The organism is Mycobacterium sp. NGS34, from assembly GCF_059812845.1.
The window spans coordinates 1-4,316 of the sequence record NZ_JCALDM010000040.1; the positions used below are offsets into that span (position 1 = coordinate 1).

Sequence of the window (4,316 nt, forward strand, 5' to 3'; positions counted from 1 at the left end):
GGTGGGCATGCACAACGGAGTTGATATCCGGGCGCCGCCGCAGCAGCTCGGTGTGCAGAGGCAGCTCGTTGGGGACCGTGTAGCCGCTGTCGAGCTCGCCTTCGGCGGCGGGATTGCCGTCGAGGTCGACCAGCCGGATGTCGTTGGCTTCGGTGTGCGCGAGGCCACGCTCCTTGGGACCCCTGCAACGGACCAAGAGCTCGTTCTCCCCCGTTCGCGCACTGATGTGGCCGAGGATTCCGTCGGCGAGGCCGCGGCCGGCCAGGACCCGGCAGGCCATTGCGATGGCCTGCCGTTGCTCTTCGTGGACCACCGGCGGCTGACTTCCCCGCATCAGAGTGCCGCCGTCGGCCGGGGCTCGAGCAGGAGCTCGAGTTTGTCGCGCAGTTCCTGCACGCCGATCCCTGATCCCATGCCGCGGCGGCAGGCAAGCAGGGCCTTCGGCCAGTTCACGATCGCGGCACCGTACAGTTCCACTCCGTCGGTGGTGTAGAGCGCTGCGAACCGACCGTGCAGCTCAGGGTCTCCGATGAGGACATGGTCGGCGTTGCCTCCCACGCGACCGACGACCTGGATTTTCCAGTCGTGCTGGTCGCTCCAGACGTATTCAACCGGTGTGTACTCGCGGGGACTGTCCGGATGGGTGATGTTGTGGGCGACGCATGAGGCTTGCTCAACCGCGTTTGTCCAGTGCTCGATCCGGATGTCCGCACCGTGCTTCTGATGCCGCCAGCGCGCCACGTCGCCGACGCCATACACGTTCGGGGCGTCCACAGCCCTGCAGAACTCGTCCAGCACGACGCCGTTGTCCACCAGCAGTCCCGAGGAGGCCAGCCAGGCGTCGTTGGGAACCGCGCCGATCCCGATGAGAACGGTGGCGGCTTGTACTGTCTGGCCGTTGGTAAGCCTGACGCTGAAGGACCCGTGCTCGCCCTCAATGGCCTCGACTCCGGTGCCAAAGATCGTGGTGACGCCGTTGTTGCGGTGGAGTTCTCCAAACAGCTGTGCGATTTCGGCGTTGAAGATGCGGCTCATTGGTATGGGCATCGGGTCGATGACTGTCACTTCCAGACCGAGCGTACGTGCCGTCGCGGCTGCTTCGGCACCGATGAAACCGGCGCCGATCACTGCCAGTTCCCCGCCTTTGAGGAGGTCGGCGCGCAGTTTCCGGGCATCGTCCAGGGAACGGAGCACGTGGATCCCGGGCCGTTGGCCCCAGGGTGAGGGTCGGGCAGATGCGCCCGTGGCGATCACAAGGTTGTCGAAGTGTAGGGGTTCGTGGTCCTGGAGGTACAACAGGTTTCCGGCGACATCGATGCCTGTGGCGGCGTGCCCGAGCAGCAGCCGGATGCTGGCTTCCTCCGCCTGCTCGCGGGTAAGGAGGCGGATGGACGACTCCTCTGCTTTGCCGGAGAGGACGGATTTGGACAACGGCGGCTTGTCGTACGGGAGTTCCGTCTCAGCACCGACGAGGACGATGTCGCCTTCATACCCCTCCAGGCGCAGGGACTGGGCAGCACGCACGCCGCCGGTTGAGGAGCCGACGATAACTGTGGTCGTGTTCATCAGTCCTCCACTACTAGGGCGGACACCGGGCAGCTGCGGGCAGCCTCGGTGACACGGGAACGCTCGGCCTCGGGAACTTTGGTCCTGAGGAGAACAACGATTCCGTCGTCATCCAGATCAAAGTAGTCGGGTGCCCCAACGACGCAGTTGGCGTAGCCCTGGCAGGCTTGCAGATCTGCTTTTACGGTAGGCATTGTCAATCTCCTTGGCCTCTAGATGTTGTTTTTGTTCTGGGGCGGCTGCTCGTCCTCGGTGACAAGCGGCCCGAACGGATGCCCGATCATGGCCGAGAAGGTTGCCGGCGCCTGCCAGGTGAGGGCTTCCAGCTCCAGGGGGCACAGGGACACCCACTGGCCGGAGCGCGGGGACTTGATCATCAGCCGCGAGCCGTTCCGCGTCTCGACGCGGCTTACCTGGACTTCGGAGAATTCGTTGGCGATCACGATCGGAGCGCCGTTGACCCGTGCTTCCAGCCGGTCGCGCTCCTCCGCCGCTCGAATGGCGGCAAGGCGGTCCTCCTCTTCGCCTTCCCATTCGAGTTTCATAGGAATATGGCCAGATTCTGCATCCGGATGACCGCCTCGTCGACCATGATGGTGCGGCGGGCGAGCTGCCAGCCGGAGCCGGTGCGGCGCAGCAGATCCTCCCTGCCTGCCGACACGGTCGCGGCCTCGCGGACGTCGCCCCGGCTGCGGAACAGCAGGACCGCCGAATCCACGATGATCTCATCCGGGTTACCGGTACGGAACGTCCGGACGTTGGTGACGTAGTGGCGCAGCCGCGACGGAGGGTCTTCGGTCCAGGCGTGTTCCGTGGCGAAGCGCGCCGCCCTGCGGCTCAGCGAGTACTTGTTTTCATCCATGTGCGCCATCCCGGGAGACGTGCTGTAACCGGCCCCGAGGGCAGTGGTCACCCTCACCGGCATGAGATAGTGCACGTCGTCCGTGAGGCGGCTCAGCCACTCGTCGTACTCCTGTGCGTCGAGCAAATAGGATTCATCGACAAGCCACTTGTGGGCTTGCAGATGAAGTTCATCATTGAACGGCAGGGAGTCACCCGTCCTCTGAGTACGGGGGGCGTGCCCTCCCAGCACCGACTGCTCCGAGAGAGATTTGTTGCTGCGTTCGGTTACGGCTTCAATACCCACGGCTAGCCCTCCTTCGAAACGGTCATTGCCGGGGCGTGCCCGTTGTGCTCAGCGGGAGCCGGGAAAGAATCCGGGGTGTCAGACGGACAGTCCTGCACCGGATTGCTGCCGACGTGCACCTGGGCCGCTTTTTCCATCGGTCGTTCAAGATGGTTGGCCCATCGCAGGAGCAGTTCACGCTGGTTGTATTCGCTGTATCCGACGCGGGTCGAGCCGGGGCCGGAGTACTGCTCGGGGGTCAGGGGTTCGACGACGTTCTGTCCGTTTTCCAGCATGCCCATGCGGCTGTTCAGCAGCAGGCGCCGTGCCATCGGGCCGCCGGCGGTGCTGGTCAAGGAAACCCAGTTTTCCACGTCGTCCTGCTCGAACATGCCGCCGCTGCCAAAGCACATGAGATAGGCCTTGTAGGAAAGTGCCTTAAACTCTTCGGGCGCGTTCTTGTCGACGGCGAACCACGATACGATCTCGGTCTCGTCTTCACTGATTGGCTGCCACTGCCGGATGGAGATGAACGGGAGCACTTCATCGGAGTCTTCTTCGACCCGTGGCCAGTTGTGCACGAAGCTCATGTTCGGGAACACCGACGCCGCCGACACCATGAACCCGTCCTTGCCCACGACGTCGAGCTGCTCCTGGCTCCACTGCTCTTTCATGCGGGCGATCATCTCGTCCGGGTAGCCCACGTAGCGGAGGCGGTCCTCCAGGCTTCCTTCGGGAAGCTTGTAGGTAGTTCCGCCGCCGTTGCCGGCCCAATAGGTTGTCCCGTCCTTGCGCTTTTCCGCCTTTGGTTCGCGGAACAAACCAATTTCGACGACGGAGGTGTGGGTCTGGGGGGTGTGATACATGTCGCCGGCGAAGTTTTCGGCTCCGATTTTCCAGTTGGCCTTGACCCGCCACCGCTGCGGCCCGCGCAGTTCAATCCCGCCGGAGCTTTGCTTCGTGTAGTAGTCCATGTAGAACTTGAAGTCACCCAGGAAGTCCTCCAACGGCTCTGCGTCAGGATCCAGGCTGACGAAGATAAGGCCGTTGTAGATGCCCAGGGAAGGAGCAGGCAGCAACGTCTGCCCCTGCTTCTTGAAGCCCTCTTCGCCGCCGTATGCCTCTTTGTGGAAGGGCAGTCCGACTATGCGGCCGTCGTTACGGTAGGACCACCCGTGGTACGGGCAACGGAAGTGGGAAGCGTTTCCCATCTCCGTGCGGCAGACCTGCATGCCGCGGTGAAGGCACATGTTGAACAGTGCCCGGATTTCTCCATGTTCATCACGGGAAATGATGAATGAGTCTTCCAGGACGCGGCGCACCACGTAGTCGCCAGCTTCGGGCACCTCGGATTCGTGGGCGACGAAAAGCCAGCTGCGACCAAAGACCCGCTCCTTTTCAAGCTCGAAGATCTCTTTGTCGTTGTAAATGTGTGCAGGGATCATGCCCTGCCGTACATCCTGAATCACGCCGCTGTGGTCAGTCATTGATGGATCTCCTTGTCCGGGCCGGCAAGACGCCAGTCATCTCTGGTAATCAGAGATAGTTTCTTTTAGAAAGAGAATGACTTAAAGTGTGGCGTTCGTCAAGCCCCCGACGAGACTCATCTAAAGTGCTCGCGAAA

At 62.6% G+C, this 4,316-nt stretch carries 6 protein-coding genes; all 6 read right to left on the minus strand.

Going from position 1 to position 4,316, the window contains the following annotated elements; genetic code table 11:
- Positions 1–334 (minus strand): class II aldolase/adducin family protein (locus tag AC5Y7V_RS31165; RefSeq protein ID WP_317738113.1); only part of this gene is annotated, 334 nt, incomplete at its 3' end.
- Positions 334–1,566, minus strand: coding sequence for an NAD(P)/FAD-dependent oxidoreductase (locus AC5Y7V_RS31170; protein WP_047040745.1), 1,233 nt, complete (start codon positions 1,564–1,566; stop codon positions 334–336). The genes AC5Y7V_RS31170 and AC5Y7V_RS31165, both read right to left, overlap by 1 nt.
- Positions 1,566–1,760 carry a ferredoxin gene (locus AC5Y7V_RS31175; RefSeq protein WP_047040743.1) on the minus strand — a complete coding sequence of 65 codons (195 nt, stop codon included), beginning with the start codon at positions 1,758–1,760 and terminating at the stop codon, positions 1,566–1,568. Before AC5Y7V_RS31175 ends, AC5Y7V_RS31170 begins: the two co-directional genes overlap by 1 nt.
- 18 nt (positions 1,761–1,778) lie before the next feature.
- Positions 1,779–2,111: a hypothetical protein gene (locus tag AC5Y7V_RS31180; protein ID WP_047040740.1), complete on the minus strand. Its 333-nt coding sequence runs from the start codon at positions 2,109–2,111 to the stop codon at positions 1,779–1,781.
- Positions 2,108–2,707 (minus strand): 3-phenylpropionate/cinnamic acid dioxygenase subunit beta, encoded by a 600-nt coding sequence (locus AC5Y7V_RS31185; protein WP_095795377.1) that lies wholly within the window; start codon positions 2,705–2,707, stop codon positions 2,108–2,110. The genes AC5Y7V_RS31180 and AC5Y7V_RS31185 overlap by 4 nt, the downstream gene beginning before the upstream one ends.
- An 8-nt stretch (positions 2,708–2,715) precedes the next feature.
- A complete protein-coding gene (locus tag AC5Y7V_RS31190) occupies positions 2,716–4,179 on the minus strand; it encodes an aromatic ring-hydroxylating oxygenase subunit alpha (RefSeq protein ID WP_047040736.1) in 1,464 nt (487 codons plus the stop codon).
- Between the last annotated feature and the right edge of the window lie 137 nt (positions 4,180–4,316).